The sequence below is a fragment of the Vibrio gazogenes genome (assembly GCF_002196515.1).
Taxonomy (GTDB): Bacteria; Pseudomonadota; Gammaproteobacteria; order Enterobacterales; family Vibrionaceae; genus Vibrio; species Vibrio gazogenes_A.
Window position 1 is genome coordinate 357,649 of record NZ_CP018835.1, and the last position, 14,227, is coordinate 371,875.

Annotated in this window: 16 protein-coding genes and 1 pseudogene; 7 read left to right on the top strand and 10 right to left on the bottom strand. The window is 42.5% G+C overall.

The genetic code is table 11. The features are described from left to right. The first annotated feature begins 66 nt into the window (after positions 1-66). A complete protein-coding gene (locus BSQ33_RS01620; protein WP_027694373.1) occupies positions 67-990 on the top strand; it encodes an alpha/beta hydrolase in 924 nt (307 codons plus the stop codon). A 138-nt stretch (positions 991-1,128) separates the two neighbouring features. Here BSQ33_RS01620 and BSQ33_RS01625 read toward each other — a convergent pair whose 3' ends face one another. Further along, complete coding sequence (locus BSQ33_RS01625; protein WP_088133089.1) at positions 1,129-3,420, bottom strand: methyl-accepting chemotaxis protein; 2,292 nt, start codon at positions 3,418-3,420, stop codon at positions 1,129-1,131. Positions 3,421-3,915: 495 nt separating this feature from the next. On the opposite strand from BSQ33_RS01625, the gene BSQ33_RS01630 reads away from it, so the two are divergent. From BSQ33_RS01630 to BSQ33_RS01640, 3 genes are all read left to right on the top strand, one after another. Further along, positions 3,916-4,458 (top strand): GNAT family N-acetyltransferase, encoded by a 543-nt coding sequence (locus BSQ33_RS01630; RefSeq protein ID WP_021021578.1) that lies wholly within the window; start codon positions 3,916-3,918, stop codon positions 4,456-4,458. 112 nt (positions 4,459-4,570) lie between these two features. Then, complete coding sequence (locus BSQ33_RS01635; protein WP_088133091.1) at positions 4,571-5,122, top strand: chloramphenicol phosphotransferase CPT family protein; 552 nt, start codon at positions 4,571-4,573, stop codon at positions 5,120-5,122. 607 nt (positions 5,123-5,729) lie between these two features. After that, on the top strand, positions 5,730-5,927 hold the full coding sequence (locus tag BSQ33_RS01640; RefSeq protein ID WP_088133093.1) for a hypothetical protein: 198 nt from the start codon (positions 5,730-5,732) through the stop codon (positions 5,925-5,927). Positions 5,928-6,163: 236 nt separating this feature from the next. Here the strand turns inward: BSQ33_RS01640 and BSQ33_RS01645 are convergent, their stop codons facing one another. Continuing rightward, the gene (locus tag BSQ33_RS01645) at positions 6,164-6,613 is read right to left on the bottom strand and encodes a hypothetical protein (RefSeq protein ID WP_088133095.1); all 450 of its coding nucleotides are present in this window, start codon (positions 6,611-6,613) and stop codon (positions 6,164-6,166) included. A gap of 290 nt (positions 6,614-6,903) precedes the next feature. On the opposite strand from BSQ33_RS01645, the gene BSQ33_RS01650 reads away from it, so the two are divergent. Together BSQ33_RS01650 and BSQ33_RS01655 are read left to right on the top strand one after the other, a co-directional pair. Continuing rightward, the gene (locus BSQ33_RS01650) at positions 6,904-8,316 is read left to right on the top strand and encodes a hypothetical protein (protein WP_088133097.1); all 1,413 of its coding nucleotides are present in this window, start codon (positions 6,904-6,906) and stop codon (positions 8,314-8,316) included. A gap of 585 nt (positions 8,317-8,901) precedes the next feature. Further along, positions 8,902-9,099, top strand: a complete 198-nt coding sequence (locus tag BSQ33_RS01655; protein ID WP_021021299.1) for a hypothetical protein — start codon at positions 8,902-8,904, stop codon at positions 9,097-9,099. A gap of 205 nt (positions 9,100-9,304) precedes the next feature. Here BSQ33_RS01655 and BSQ33_RS01660 read toward each other — a convergent pair whose 3' ends face one another. The 6 genes and pseudogenes from BSQ33_RS01660 to BSQ33_RS01685 all read right to left on the bottom strand — a co-directional run bounded on the left by BSQ33_RS01660 (position 9,305) and on the right by BSQ33_RS01685 (position 12,536). Beyond that, on the bottom strand, positions 9,305-9,673 hold the full coding sequence (locus tag BSQ33_RS01660) for an SMI1/KNR4 family protein (RefSeq protein WP_088133099.1): 369 nt from the start codon (positions 9,671-9,673) through the stop codon (positions 9,305-9,307). Between the two features lie 13 nt (positions 9,674-9,686). Beyond that, positions 9,687-10,121 carry an HNH endonuclease gene (locus BSQ33_RS21495; protein ID WP_198298133.1) on the bottom strand — a complete coding sequence of 145 codons (435 nt, stop codon included), beginning with the start codon at positions 10,119-10,121 and terminating at the stop codon, positions 9,687-9,689. 54 nt (positions 10,122-10,175) lie between these two features. Next, a pseudogene (locus BSQ33_RS22160) lies at positions 10,176-10,331 on the bottom strand (hypothetical protein); the annotation flags it as partial. Positions 10,332-10,420: 89 nt separating this feature from the next. Continuing rightward, entirely contained in the window at positions 10,421-10,678 is a 258-nt protein-coding gene (locus tag BSQ33_RS01670) for a hypothetical protein (RefSeq protein ID WP_088133101.1), read from the bottom strand. 117 nt (positions 10,679-10,795) lie between these two features. Further along, a complete protein-coding gene (locus tag BSQ33_RS01675; RefSeq protein WP_088133103.1) occupies positions 10,796-11,059 on the bottom strand; it encodes a hypothetical protein in 264 nt (87 codons plus the stop codon). 253 nt (positions 11,060-11,312) lie between these two features. Next, positions 11,313-12,536: a hypothetical protein gene (locus BSQ33_RS01685; RefSeq protein WP_232471940.1), complete on the bottom strand. Its 1,224-nt coding sequence runs from the start codon at positions 12,534-12,536 to the stop codon at positions 11,313-11,315. A 660-nt stretch (positions 12,537-13,196) separates the two neighbouring features. On the opposite strand from BSQ33_RS01685, the gene BSQ33_RS01690 reads away from it, so the two are divergent. Next, the gene (locus BSQ33_RS01690) at positions 13,197-13,382 is read left to right on the top strand and encodes a hypothetical protein (RefSeq protein WP_072961407.1); all 186 of its coding nucleotides are present in this window, start codon (positions 13,197-13,199) and stop codon (positions 13,380-13,382) included. A 171-nt stretch (positions 13,383-13,553) separates the two neighbouring features. Here BSQ33_RS01690 and BSQ33_RS01695 read toward each other — a convergent pair whose 3' ends face one another. After that, positions 13,554-13,895, bottom strand: coding sequence for a hypothetical protein (locus BSQ33_RS01695; RefSeq protein WP_157721338.1), 342 nt, complete (start codon positions 13,893-13,895; stop codon positions 13,554-13,556). A 6-nt stretch (positions 13,896-13,901) separates the two neighbouring features. Continuing rightward, a complete protein-coding gene (locus BSQ33_RS01700) occupies positions 13,902-14,135 on the bottom strand; it encodes a hypothetical protein (RefSeq protein WP_088133107.1) in 234 nt (77 codons plus the stop codon). Between the last annotated feature and the right edge of the window lie 92 nt (positions 14,136-14,227).

Consider the following 14,227-nt stretch of genomic DNA (forward strand, 5'->3'; position numbering starts at 1 on the left):
GAATATTTTTCGTTAATAAATCAATTATAGTACCGATTGTAGAGCAAACAGAGAGGAGATTTCTACATGTTGTCCCAAAAAGCACAAGAGACATTAAATGGCTGGATTGCAGCCGCAGGCCCGGTTGTCGATAAAGTATTAGATAAATCTGAAGTATCTTGGCAAGAAACGCGTGAGCTGTATATGTCTGGTCTGGAAGCATTATTCCCCGCCCTTGAAGACGTAGACTATCAGACAGAACGCATGGGAACCGTTGATTCGTTAGTTTGTGTCCCTCAGAATCTGTCAGAGCCACAGCGCATCATCTTATACATTCACGGTGGCGGGTATGTTCACGGTGGCGTAGCGGCTTATAAAGCACTCTGTGGGAATTTAGCCCAAAAACTCAATGCCAAGGTCTATATTCCAGACTACCGACAAGCACCGGAACACCCATTCCCGACGCCTATTGACGATGTCTATGCAACTTACCAAAGCCTGCTAAAACAAGGTTATCACCCTAAAGATATCAGTTTTGTCGGCGACTCAGCCGGTGGCGCAATGGTCGTAACGATTATGAGAAAAGCGCGCGACGCAGGATTACCACTACCTTCGTCAGGGGTCGCTTTCTCACCATGGGCTGATTTGACTCATAGTGGTCAGTCTGCCGTTACTCGCGATGGTGTCGATCCGATCTGTAACGTTGCATTTTTAAATCAACTCGGGCGCATATTTTTAGGCGATGAACTCGCCACTCACCCCGATGCTTCACCTGTTTTTGCAAATGTACAGGGGTTATCCCCCATCCTATTACAGTTGGGTGAAAACGAAGTCATGTTGAGTGATGCATTACGGTTAGGAACAAACCTTGCCGAAGCAAAAGTACGTACATCGATTGAAGTATGGCCAGGTATGTTCCATGTTTGGCACCTGTTTGCCGGACAACAGCCCGAAGCCGATCAGGCAATCGATAGTGCTGTATCATTTATTAAAAATAATCAGACAAGCTAACCACACAGCACTAGGGGCGGTCATGGTTCATGTAGATCGCTACACTTCACATGACCTGCCTTGACTAAATGCACGACAAATTGCTGCAAAAACCATCACGAAAGGTCAACAGCCCCTAGATCTGCTAGTGCTGGATTCTCAACAAATCTTTTGCTTTTCAGCGGTTTCCTGCTGCTCGACCTGAAGAATAATTTCATCGAGCAGTGCGATAAGATCAGCGGAATATTTTTCCATATCCTGAAATAAACGATCAGCCGCCATCATGTCACCGCTTTCTTTGGCCTGAATAATTTTCTTGATGGTTGCGTGCATCTCACTATGCGGCATATCAATTGCCGCCGCAGCCGGAATGTCGCTAAATTTCTGCCGACCGACCGCGTCATACCACTGACCGAAATGACACTCTTTATGAGAGACGATTTCTTGCTGATTCATCTGCGTTAATCCGGACAGATAACTGCGGATAACCGTTTTCCATGCCAGATGAGATGTTTTTGCCTGTTTCAATTTCTGCGCATCAGAATCGCCGCCGAAACTGGTACAGTATTTATTCAGTTGTTCCACATCATTGGCAATCTCCGCGGATAATTTCGCAGTCAGAAGTGAGGAGCTGGCAGTCGTCTCGGCTAACTCATGAATTTTACTGATGTTCGCATTCACTTCATCGGAGACCTGAACTTGTTGTTCCGAGGCGGCCGCTATCTGAGTCGTCATCTCATTAATCTGCCCGACAGAATGTTCCATCTCAGAGATTGCCCCACCGGCAACCTGAACATTATCCACACTTTGTCGCGCCTGTTCTTGACTGGACTGAATCACCACAATCGTAGCATTCACACTGTTTTCCAGAATCGTAATTTTCTGGCGGATCTCCTCCGTTGATGCCTGCGTTTTCTGTGCCAGATTTCTCACTTCACCGGCAACCACAGCAAACCCCCTTCCCTGCTCTCCCGCACGGGCGGCCTCAATTGCTGCATTCAGAGCCAATAAATTCGTCTGTTCAGAAATATTTTGTATGACTTCGAGAATCGATGCGATTGAAGTACTGGCTTCATGGACCTGAGAACTCAGATCCCCGATCTGATGGATAGATTCGTCCAGTTGCAGCATCTGATTGATAGCTTTTTGCAGCACGGCTTTACTGACCTGAGATTGATCATTTGCCTGTGATGTACTGTCGGCAGCCTGCACAATATTCTGGGTAACATCATGTACCGTTGCCGTCATTTCCGTCATCGCTGTTGACACATAGGTCAGCTGATCTTTTTGTTCCTTCATCCCTTTGTCGGTCATCACCGATTCGTTCGATAAATGATCGGACTGGACGACCATATGATTGATCGCATCTGACATTTGGTAAAAAGTCGCCTGCAATTTATCGCAAAAACGATTGAAAACCCGGGTCAGGCTTGCGATCTCCCGAGGGCCACCGTCTTCCAGTCTGGCATCTAAGCCTTGTTGTCCTTCAACCATTTTTTCGATGGCATCAATGATGTCCTTCATCGGACGGATTGAGTAGCGGGTCATCCATATCAATCCAGCGGCGACGACGAACGCACTGAGCAGCCCGAATATCATCATCATGCTGATATCAGACCAAATCATCGCTTGCAACTGGGAGATACGATAGCTGACTTCAACCACCCCGATAGCTTTTCCGGAATAGTCTTGCAGCGGGAAAACTCTGATGGCTGTTTCATGACCTTGCTGCTCTGAACGGATATCCATCGTCTGACCGGAAATAACCTGCTGATATTGCTCCGGTGTCAAAACCGACACACCGCCTGTCCGGGGAGTGACTACATCCTTCAATCCATCATTTTTCTGAACGCGAATCGCGACATCCGTCAGTTTATCTCTGAGCAAATTCGCGAAGGTCTCCCGGTTTAGTGTCATCCCGAATTCGACACTACCGACAGGTTTCCCTTCAAAACGGATCGGGGCAACATAACGCAAACCAAGCCCTGCAACACCCGCTTCAATTCCGGAGATAGGCCGATGCGAAGTATTGACATCAACCACCGTATGGCGAAAAGACGATAAGTCATCACCACTTTTCCCCGGTTTATGAACCCGATAGAGTGAGTAGGCTGGCGGAATGTGGAATTGAAACTGGCTGACCCCCGATGCCCGGATCTGTGGCCATTGCGCATCAAATAGCTCACTCAATTTATTCTTATCATGCTGTGCGACGGCTTTTTGGACGTCAGGCAAAGCGGCAATCGTATCTACCGCTAACTGACTTTTGGACAGGATCGAATCGATTTGGAACTGTACCTGTTGTTCCAGCCCGGCCATCTTTGTAAAAATAAAGTCATCCGATAACTGCTGAGCTAAACGCACCGCGCCCCAGATAAATAAAAAGCAGACCAAGAGAATCGATATAAAGCCTGCGGCACTAAAACGAGCAAGTAAACTGAGATGTTTCATCAATACCTCAAGGTGAGTCAGGTTGTATTTCTTTAATTATAGATAACTCATTCTAACTATTTGCTTTTTCTATCAATAAGATGATTCAAATCAATATTCGTTCTATACCGGTGAGCTGCCCCCGCCCCTGTAACTCTCAGCAGAACACCGCACCACCGGACAGATCATAGACTGAATCACATCCGGTGCATCATGGGTGTATTGTTTGCGAGAAGATTTTGATGATTAAACGGTGAGGTCATCATTAGTTTGTGCCCCGAAATGTATTGGGCCTAGGTTCCTGACCACTGTCTTATGTTAGATCTTGACCTATTTTTTCTAATAGCAGAGTATGCATCTAGTAGATAAAACGTATACAGGCATCTTCTGTAATCTGTGAGCCTAGGGAAGTTTAAGACTTATAAAACAGTATGTTAATTAAATTGTATCTGTGATTTCTCACAATTTTATATAGGCTATATTTGTATAATCACTGTTATGCATAGGGAGAATTTAGTGCAACTGTTTGAAACGGATAGATTGATCGCAAGGCAGTTATCTTTCCAGGACGTTCCAGCACTAGCTGAGATTCTAAGTGACCCGGAAGTTATGAAGTATTCCGTTCGTGGAGTTTGCGACGAGGAGGCCACCCGTAAATTTATAGACTGGTGCATTGAGTGTTATTCATCACACGGACTCGGCCCATGGGCTTTGTCTGAGAAAGAATCGGGTGACCTTATTGGCTTCTGCGGTGTTGGCCCTGAGTTAGTCGGTGAAGTTGAGGAAATTAATCTAGGTTATCGATTGGCGCGTAGGTACTGGCATCAAGGGCTCGCGACTGAAGCTGCAAAAGGTGTTATAAATTATGCTTTCGATCTAAAACGCTGTGAATCGATAGTTGTTATCATCGAGCCGGAACATACCGCATCTGTCAGGGTTGCCGAGAAGGCGGGATTTGGGGATTACACGGTTCAGGAGTTTCATAACCGACTGGTGCGGCTATATAGACTGAAGTTTAAAAACTGGGCATTGCATAACAAATCAATGCAGGCGGACTAACCTCCGTTCCGTCAAATTTGGGGTTCGCTGCGCTCACGTTACCCCAAATTTGCCTTCACTTCGGTTAGCCGCTGATTGAGGCGTTAGCCCACAAGCAATCAAAAAGGATTTTATGTCAAAAATTATCTTTCTAAACGGGACTTGCAGTAGCGGAAAGTCTACGCTTGCAAAACAAATTCAGGCTCAAGCGCCAATTCCTTTTTGGCACTTCGCTTCGGATCAACTAGTGGAAGTGGGTATGCTTCCAAAGCGCAAAAATGATGGTGGAGTGTTTGATTGGAAGTTCAATCGTCCAAAGTTTTTTACTGCCTTCCATACGTGTATAAAATCGATATTAGATTCAGGAAACAATGTCATCTTAGACCATATAATTGAGTCGAATGAATGGTACGATGAACTAAAGGTAATGTTAGCTGGTCATGACTTATTCTTTGTTGGCGTTCACTGTCCAATTAGTATTTTACGTGAAAGGGAGTTAGGGCGAGACGATCGACATATTGGCAATAGGTACAGTGGCGAGGCTGAATACCACTTAGCGCATGTACATAGTTACTCGGAGTATGATTTTGAGCTTGATACAAGTATTCAAACGCCATTAGAGAGTGCTCAAATAGTCTTGGATGCATGGTCATCTCGGTCGTCATCAAGGTTCTTTGAACGTTGAAGTACAGTGGGCTAACAAACGCGTGGCTGCTTTCGTTCAAATCAGTTTTATGTGTTTAAGTACTATTCATAGTTTATAAGCTAACAAGCTTTAGTTGCTGCTAAAGCCTGGGGCTCACTTTACCCTAATTTGGATATTTATTGTCCATACAAACAATCAAGGTATCAATATACTTTTCCTAATCTGACAGAAACGTTTTAGAGCATGGGATCTAGCACGTTTCTGTCCAATTCCTTTTTAAAACTGACTGTCCCCAAATTCGCTGAAACGCTCATCGGCTGATTGTTTTGAGAACCCACACCCAAAATCTCATACTTTTTTAATACTTTTATTTTCCCAAAAACAGATAACCTACCCTCTGCACTGGCAAAATCCGGTGCCGGGTGTAGGAACCCATGATATAAATCTCTGGCATTATAGGTTGCTAACTTTACGTTGGTTTTCTACTATATGCGGCCTCAGCACATCTGAATTATGGTGAGCTGGGCAAGGCAGCTTTAGCTGACCGCATTCCAGAGAGCGGTATTCCTACACCTTGTTCCAGTTCACCACCCGAGCGTAGGAACTCCCGTGGTGAAATTCTTCTCATCAATCTCTGGAGTTTACTATGTACGAAACCATCCCTTACGATCACCAATTCGCCCAGAAAGCCCGCGAATACTTGCGCCAGTTAGAAGAAATATTTGAAGCCGAACAGCGGCACAATAGTCAAGAACTGCGCAATGTGCTGCTGTATCTGAATAATCTGATTACCACCCATTACGTGCGCTATTATGAAGAGCCGGATGAATCAGATTTGGTGTGATGATTGATTGGTTGATTTAGTTTTCGAGCCGCGGTTGCGGCTCGATTTGAATCAATCTGATAGATAATAAATGATTTTTATTAGAAGGATTATACGTTTAAATACGGAAACATATAATCAACCATTTTTAATGTGTCATTATTTTTCATAAAAATAGAATGGTAGCAACATGATTATTGCTACCATTTACAGATGGGTCTCAAGATGGGTTATCAAAGGTACAGAGCATCACAACGTTATTTAGTCACTGTGAATGTTGCATTGGCCGTATTATAAGTGACTTGTAAGTTTCCATGTTCTTCCACCCTTGTACCGTTACCATCTGCAAGGCCATTTGTGACGTCCCCCAAGACCGCATTCCAAATTTCATTATTGTAATCGCCAGCAATCAAAAACTTGCTGTTCGCACCAAGCGTGATGTTTTCTCCTAACAATACATCATCAATACTTTGGCGGATGTTTGTACCTGTTGCGGCTCCTGGAAATCCTAAAAATTCGTTTCGAGAATCAGTAGCAACCAGATGAAACCCAACAAGCTTATTATTACCGACAAATACAAGGGCTATGCATGAATCAATTTCAGGAAAAGTCAGTGACTGATTTTCTGCAACAGCAAAATATTTTTTCTCAATAATATGATTGCTATCATCTGCCCGAAAAAACAAGTATTTAGCATTCTGTGACATGTTGTTATCCTCAATTAATATTAAATGTAAATATAATTTCACATATTTTGAGAAATATAACTTGGGCTAATAAATGTTTAAAACAGGCCATAAGATGAGCAGGATTTATCAGGTAGATTGATGAATGCTCTTTAACACAGATGAGCCTTCGTCTTGTATTGATATGATTCTCATCCCAAAAAGAAAAAATCGCATCGTTTTATCTTGATTGAGTCAGGTAGTTTAATCATAGTGAGCATCTCAATAAGAGTGACTACATATTATCAATTACAAGAATAAGGCTTGGTACCATGTTATCTTTCATCAGGATAATCTTCATTATTGGCATCATTAATCTATGCGGTTCATTTCAAATTTTTGCCAAAACAGAACAAGTAGAGCTAGCCGGACGTATGACTGATACTGACGCATACATTACGACTTCCGGTTTCGAAAAACTAGACTCAGTTAATATAAAAAATATCAATAAATTCAGAATCTTGGGGATACTATCAATTACTGCCGGGGATATTGATCTTCAATTTATCGGTGAAAATCATACAGTTACAAGAATCTCACTTACATTACAGTCAGACCATCCTGAGAAATTCTACCAAACAATCTCCTCTCTGAAGCAATTCAAGAAATTATCCAATTTGAATATCACGTTGATGTCTCCGATGCCTCGGCTTGACTTGAGCCAGTTGCAAGGATTGAAAGAGTTTAGCCTTACCAGTCCCAAATTCACGCCACAAAATCTTGTACTGCCAAATACGACAAAAGAGCTATCAATCAGCTCACCAGAATTCCATACAAATGGGTTGGAAAGATTCAGAAATATCCAAACGCTGGACATCACCGCAGAACACCTGACTTTTGACTTACACACGCCAATACCGACAATCAAAGCAATGGTTCTGGTGCTGCATAAAACAACCTCTCTGAATGGAATCGAGCAATTTCCCAACCTCACGTCTCTTAGACTTGATACCATCCGGCTAACCGATTATTCAGCGCTTACAATGCTGAAATCCTTAAACCAGCTAACAATCGATATTGCCGGTGTTGAAAAACTACCAGCTATTCATAACCCAGCAATTCAAAAACTGGTGATTCATTATCGGGATACTCATGACCCGAATGATAGACGTTATCTGGGAAACACTGAGTACTTTAAAGACAAAATCGGAAAAAATATCAGTGACATTGGTCAGATCACTGCAATGACCGGATTGAAATCACTCGAACTACATCACCCGACGATAAATGTAAGCCCTCTTGAAAAAATGGAGATAGAGGAACTGACTCTTGATGCTCATCACCCGCTTCCTATTGGTACATTGCGTAACATGAAGCATCTCAAAATGCTTGAACTGGGAAATAAAGAATATGAAGGGAGTCAGTTAAAACAGATAATTAATTCAAAGTATACCGATAAAAATGAATTTGATGCTCTGATCATTTCTGATGCCGAACGAGGTAGTATTGTTTATGGCAAGAACGCTACATTAATTCCGGTTCATAAAATTCAGCTAGATACTTACACTCGCTGTGGTTCGAATCAGATCGTACTGAACCCGAAATTTATGGATCTTTCTATTAACGATTACATAACTGTCCTCAAGAAAGCTTTTGCACAAACCAACGCTGGAGTAGAAAGCCGATACTTCATTCAGTCATGCAATGGTTCCAGTGCTGTTGTAAATAAAATCGTGATTCATTAACTTTCGCCCCATACAGGATGAGGTGTCACAACCTCATCTTTCTCACCAGAGACCCGCTTTACTTATCCGCGATTTCGCTGAATATTATGCGTATTTCACCCGATGCTTGCAGTGTTTCCACAAAATCTGACCTTCAGTCCAAGGGGACTTCATTCCAAACTTGTAGTTATCCATAAATTGCTAATTTAGGAAAGCCGCTGACAAACATCTGTCCAATTCCTTTTTAAAACTGTACTCAAATTCGCTGAAACGCTCATCGACTGATTGTTTTGAGAACCCACACCCAAAATCTCATACTTTTTTAATACTTTTATTTTCCCAAAAACAGATAACCTACGCTCTGCACTGGCAAAATCCGGTGCCGGGCGTAGGAACCCGCAAATAACCTCTAGCATTATAGGTTGCTAACTTTATGTTGGTTTTTTACTATATGCGGCTTCAGCACATCTGAATTATGGTGAGCTGGGCAAGGCGGCTTCGGCTAGTCGTACCTAGAGGGCGGCATTCCTACTCTTGTTCCAGTTCACCACCCGAGCGTAGGAACTCCCGTGGTGAAATTATCTCTACATCCTCTAGGAGTCTACTATGTACGAAACCATCCCTTACGATCACCAATTCGCCCAAAAAGCCCGCGAATACTTGCGCCAGTTAGAAGAAATATTTGAAGCCGAACAGCGGCACAATAGTCAAGAGCTGCGCAATGTTCTGCTGTATCTGAATAATCTGATTACCACCCATTACGTGCGCTATCATGAAGAGCCGGATGAATCAGATTTGGTGTGATGATTGATTGGTTGATTTAGTTTTCGAGCCGCTATTGCGGCTCGTTTTGGAATATAAGATGTAACTCGTTGACTACATCCCTGATATCAGTTGATATGAATGAAAACAGCCCGGACTATTTTTAGCCCGGCTGTTTTTTTGAGGGTTTCTAAATTTTTGATTTCGGTTAGAGCGTCCCTGTTAATTTAATACAAGAAGCCTCAAACTAATCAATTAATTTAGATAAGAAGACATTCAATGAATCATTATCCAAGCAAAACTGACCAAAATCGAAGTCAAAATAGAATATTTTACCTAAATTATAACTCCCATACCCAATACATATTACAGCCTCTCCCAACGTACCTAAAAATGGGAAAATACTATATTCTTCCAAATATGGTTTATAGTTATTCCATATTTCCAACAGTTCATCTTCTGGGAAAACTTCTTTTATTAACACACTACTATCAGGAATACTGCTGCTTAATTCATCATAGATAGAAACATCGATTTTTTTAGTGACTAGATCACTATGCAAAGGCTCATTCCATATACCATCTAACATATTTTTGATATCAGATAAATTTTCCATTTAATCCCCTCTCTTATAACTTCTCTGGTGGTGAAGGATATTGTAATTTAATCGTAGGATTTTTCAGGTTATGCTGCATGACTGCCCGTCCTCCTGTGTGTGCTACGCCGTCATTTCTCACAGAATGTACACTACGTGGAACTAACATCATAGTTTTTGTATCCTGATGATGGTGCCATACATAATTTGTCTCATCATATGTTGATAAATTAGCTTTTTTCATTGCAAGAGGTACATCGTTCGACATATCACCCGTGAGTCCATCTACACGAACACTTTTCTGTGAATAAGGTGAAAAATCAGGAAATCCATCATTATCAAACCAAACATCACCACCCGCAGTTTTAACTTTTGTACCGGCTAAATCAGAATTAATGATTTTTCTTCCATTAACAATTCGATCTGGATTAACCGGACTCCTCGGACAATTAGTTGCCTTATTATCCAACCCCAACGGATCCACCCATCCCGTAGGATTCGGCACATACTGGTAGTTATTCAGACCACCCGCCAGCCCTATCGGGTCAGCAGTGGTGAAGCGGCCAGTGCTCGGACTATAGGCCAGATAACGTTTGAGACCGGGGTAAAAATCACCGTCAATATCACCGCGGATTGTATTGTGCTCATCCCTGATATCAGTTGATATGAAATAAAACAGCCGGGACTATTTTTAGCCCGGCTGTTTTTTGAAGGGGTCAGGATTTGTGAATCGGGTTAGAGATCTGTCCTGTTAATTTTGCTGCCATATCATTCTACAAAACTATTTTTTGCATAATCCAACCAATTATATTGACCAATATCTTCAATACTAGGATTACGAGTTTCAAACTCTTCTAATAAAGTTAAAAAACCTTTTTCTATATCATCAATATCTAATGGATTAAGCCACCCGTACTCGCACTCTTCGCAGTGAAGATACAACCTATTATTTGTTATATCTTCTGTTATTATTAGCCGCCCTTGATGGCAGTTAGAACATTCACAAAACCAATAGAACTTTTCCATACTTAATCTCTAATTTCCAGGAGAGGATTTGGTGTAGTTATTGGTTATTTGGATTTCGAGCCGCAATTGCGGCTCGTTTCCGTTCAACTTCTAGGGATAGTATTACTGCCAAATTTATTATGGATATGGTAATGGCTTAAGATCTGGTGGATTCATCCACCAAAAAGAATCTTTCCCATAGAATATGGTCTTTGCCCAATATTCTTCATCTTCATGGTAGATAGGATCATCTTCACCAACGATTATTTGGTTATGCCAATACTTATTCATTCTTCCAATAGCTTCTTCACTATCTATTGCAAATAATTCGATCATTTTTCCAAGGATCTCTTCACAATACGCCGCACTTTCACTATCTGTCTTAAATTCAAAATGACTCATTTCCGTAATCCTTTAAAAAGTAACTTAATAGCTCTCTGTGTATGGAATGTGGTCTGCTGACCAAAGGCTTTTCCTGTTCCACCACGAAGAAATACTCCAGGATTACTCAACATTGATCCAGACACAGTATCATATTGATGCATCCTGCCGCCAAGCCTGTTATGCCGGAAAAACCTAAACAACGATGAGTTAGTTTTTGAGCCCATATTAAGTTCATTAAGACTCATAAATTCCTCGCGTGGGATCCTAAACTCTAATACTTCACCAGAATAACGTTCAGCCCATTTTTAGCTTGAGCGAAATCAGTTGTCGTATAAAACCCTTTACCAAAATCAGTGATTTCCGTCGGTGTCCCGATTTGGTCAAGGTGGTAGTAGTACGGTGTCGCATCTTTACCTTCACCTTTAAGCAATGCCAGTGGTTTAAAAGTGCCCGGCTCGTAGATGTAGCTCTGGTATTCGCTATTGGTGGTTTCTCCTATCAGGTTATCACCCTGCCACAAATATTCTGTCGTGGTCGCCTTACCGGCCTTATCAGTGACGGTTTTGTGGGTCCGCCGACCAAAAGCATCGTATTGATAGTCGGCTATCGTGCCATCCGGCAGACTGGCTTTGATAAGCCGGTGCTGGCAGTCGTATTCATAGGTTGTAATGAGGCTCTGCCCCTTACCCCGTTTCTCGGTCATCAGCCGACCGAATTCATCATATTCATAGTGACTGTCACCATGAAAGGCCAGTTGGTTGCCCTGCGCATTACCGAGCTTGTCCCCAGTGATGTCATCATGACGCCCGAGGATTTGCGACAATACGTTCCCCGTCACATCATGCACAAACCGCTCTTCGATATTCCCCCGCACTGCCTTCAGACGTGATAACGGGTCATACTCAAAATGAATATCTCCGTCTTTGCTGTCACTGATATGAGTCAGATTGCCCCGTGCATCATAGTTGTAATCCCGTTTACGAGTTACCTGACGGCTCAGACTGCGCTGCTGGTAAGTCAGCCTGCCCTGCTCGTCATGGGCAAAGCTGCTAATCACCGCGCCCTGATGACGCTCTTTCTCTAAACCATTTTGGTACAGGTGCTGTGTCAGAACTGAGTCGTTGAGGTCAATCTGCTTTAGCACACCGCCTCTGCCACGCTGATATTTCAGCACATTGGCATCGGGAAGCTGCCAGCTTTCAACCTGCCCAAGTGCATCATAGCTAAAATAGTTCGAGGCCCAGTCCTGATGCTCTTCAGTCACCCGGCCCATCAGGTCATAACGCCAGACCAGCGGACGCTCGCCGTCATCCACTTCGGTCAGATTGCCGTATTCATCGTAGCGGTAGTCAATACTGCTGCCATCGGCCAGCGTCTTCTTAACCAGACGCCCCATCTCATCCCGCTCAAACGTTGTCGTCAGCTCAGTGCCTTCGGTGCCGGTTTCGGTCTTCTTGGTCAGTTGCCCCAGCAGGTCGTATTCATAGCTGAACATCCGACCGTCGAAGGTGTTTTCCGTCTGTACCAGACCATTCGGGTAATAGCCGATACTGTGGGTTTCGCCCCGCTCATTGGTAATGGCACTGACAAAGTGGAACAGTCAGGTTCATCCCCGTGTGTACGGGGAACACATATGAACATGGGGATTTGGTTCCCCGTCATCAGGTTCATCCCCGTGTGTACGGGGAACACTCTAAATATAGATCATTGATCAATAAAAAGAAATTTCATCATTAACAATCTACCAACATTTTAAAGAGCAAAATCCACCTTTTCAAAGCGCTGCAACTGGGTCGAATTTTATCAATTCCAGACGCTCATCGGCTGATTATTTTGAGAACCCACACCCAAAATCTCATACTTTTTTAATACTTTTTATTTCCCAAAAACAGATAACCTACGCTCTGCACTGGCAAAATCCGGTGCCGGGCGTAGGAACCCGCTGATATCTATCCAGACATTATAGGTTGCTAACTTTACGTTGGTTTTTTACTATATGCGGCCTCAGCACATCTGAATTATGGTGAGCTGGGCAAGGCAGCTTTGGCTGGCCGTGTCCTGGATTACGGCATTCCTACACCTTGTTCCAGTTCACCACCCGAGCGTAGGAACTCTCGTGGTGAAATTATTTTGATCACTATCCAGGAGTCAAATAATGTACGAAACCATCCCTTACGATCACCAATTCGCCCAAAAAGCCCGCGAATATCTGCGTCAGTTAGAAGAAATATTTGAAGCCGAACAGCGGCACAATAGTCAAGAGCTGCGCAATGTGCTGCTGTATCTGAATAATCTGATTACCACCCATTACGTGCGCTATCATGAAGAACCGGATGAGTGAGACGAAGATCACCGTCAATATCACAGCGGACTGTATTGTGCTCGCCCCCGATATCAGTTGATATGAACGAAAACAGCCGGGACTATTTTTAGCCCGGCTGTTTTTTTTGAGGTGGCTTGAATGTGTTGATTAGGTGTTCCTGCTAATTTAAATATAAAAATACCAGTATAATCAAGATATTATTATATATTTATATCCACTCTTTTTATCATCTAAAATATCACACTGATTCCAATTCATTTTCATTCCAAAATTGTTCTTCCAATAATTTAAAGCATCTTGTTCATTGGCATTATCACTTGATGAATAGACATGAATGTGAGTCAGCTTTTTCTGATAAAAGAAAAGAACACAATAATATTTATAGTTACCACACAAAATGTTAGAAAACTTGATCGATTCATAATCCTTATTTTTTATATAAGGATCATGTTGAAGACCACTATTTTCGAGACTAGACCAAGGCATTCCTTGACTACTTTTCCAGATAAACTCCCAATAGTTTTTACTCATAAACATTTACTCAAGTTTAATTGAATATAATGGCTTTAATTTTACTTGAAAATCTAGCACATATAATTGTGGTAAACCACCTTCTCCTAAATGAGGATTAGCTCTAGTTATACCAAATGCTGCCGGAGTATCTTCCATAACTTCATATGCTGTAACTCCCGGTCTGTAGCCATAATCAGGATGAGGGGCAACTTGAAGACCACTAAACAACTTCTCTGCATTATATCCTGAACGTTCCAAAGCACTCACAGTTGTATAATATTCGGACTGTCCTGGAATTCTACCCAGAATAATGAACAGTCTCGCCTCAATGCTACCTATTTATCATCAGA

Excerpts from the sequence above, each read along its gene's own strand:
- BSQ33_RS01690 (WP_072961407.1), top strand. The coding sequence starts at position 13,197 with ATGTACGAAACCATCCCTTACGATCACCAATTCGCCCAAAAAGCCCGC.
- BSQ33_RS01645 (WP_088133095.1), bottom strand. The coding sequence starts at position 6,613 with ATGTCACAGAATGCTAAATACTTGTTTTTTCGGGCAGATGATAGCAAT.
- BSQ33_RS01675 (WP_088133103.1), bottom strand. The coding sequence starts at position 11,059 with ATGAGTCATTTTGAATTTAAGACAGATAGTGAAAGTGCGGCGTATTGT.
- BSQ33_RS01660 (WP_088133099.1), bottom strand. The coding sequence starts at position 9,673 with ATGGAAAATTTATCTGATATCAAAAATATGTTAGATGGTATATGGAAT.
- BSQ33_RS01625 (WP_088133089.1), bottom strand. The coding sequence starts at position 3,420 with ATGAAACATCTCAGTTTACTTGCTCGTTTTAGTGCCGCAGGCTTTATA.
- BSQ33_RS01695 (WP_157721338.1), bottom strand. The coding sequence starts at position 13,895 with ATGAGTAAAAACTATTGGGAGTTTATCTGGAAAAGTAGTCAAGGAATG.
- BSQ33_RS01640 (WP_088133093.1), top strand. The coding sequence starts at position 5,730 with ATGTACGAAACCATCCCTTACGATCACCAATTCGCCCAGAAAGCCCGC.
- BSQ33_RS01655 (WP_021021299.1), top strand. The coding sequence starts at position 8,902 with ATGTACGAAACCATCCCTTACGATCACCAATTCGCCCAAAAAGCCCGC.
- BSQ33_RS01650 (WP_088133097.1), top strand. The coding sequence starts at position 6,904 with ATGTTATCTTTCATCAGGATAATCTTCATTATTGGCATCATTAATCTA.
- BSQ33_RS01620 (WP_027694373.1), top strand. The coding sequence starts at position 67 with ATGTTGTCCCAAAAAGCACAAGAGACATTAAATGGCTGGATTGCAGCC.
- BSQ33_RS01635 (WP_088133091.1), top strand. The coding sequence starts at position 4,571 with ATGTCAAAAATTATCTTTCTAAACGGGACTTGCAGTAGCGGAAAGTCT.
- BSQ33_RS01670 (WP_088133101.1), bottom strand. The coding sequence starts at position 10,678 with ATGGAAAAGTTCTATTGGTTTTGTGAATGTTCTAACTGCCATCAAGGG.
- BSQ33_RS01685 (WP_232471940.1), bottom strand. The coding sequence starts at position 12,536 with ATGTTCAGCTATGAATACGACCTGCTGGGGCAACTGACCAAGAAGACC.